The organism is Pseudomonas brassicacearum (assembly GCF_003732265.1).
Classification (GTDB): Bacteria; Pseudomonadota; Gammaproteobacteria; order Pseudomonadales; family Pseudomonadaceae; genus Aquipseudomonas; species Aquipseudomonas brassicacearum_D.
The window spans coordinates 1-293 of sequence record NZ_MOBK01000048.1 but is presented as its reverse complement, the minus strand read 5'-3'; the positions used below and the strand labels follow the sequence as shown (position 1 = coordinate 293).

The window sequence follows — 293 nt, the reverse complement described above, 5'->3', positions numbered from 1 at the left end:
CGCCCTGGCCATCCTTCAGCAATTGGGTGGCGTTGCCGCAACCAACCACTGCCGGAATACCCAGCTCGCGAGCGATGATCGCTGCGTGGCAAGTACGGCCGCCACGGTTGGTGACGATGGCGCTGGCGCGCTTCATCACCGGTTCCCAGTCCGGGTCGGTCATGTCGGAAACGAGTACGTCGCCCGGCTGGACTTTGTCCATCTCGGAGACATCTTTGATGATGCGCACTTTACCGGCGCCGATGCGCTGGCCGATCGCACGACCTTCCACCAGTACGGTGCCGGTTTCTTTC

Annotated in this window: 1 protein-coding gene; it reads right to left on the bottom strand. The window is 62.5% G+C overall.

Going from position 1 to position 293, the window contains the following annotated elements; genetic code table 11:
• The coding region (locus tag BK660_RS33230; protein ID WP_404942964.1) for a PEP-utilizing enzyme at positions 1–293 on the bottom strand (293 nt) is incomplete at both ends.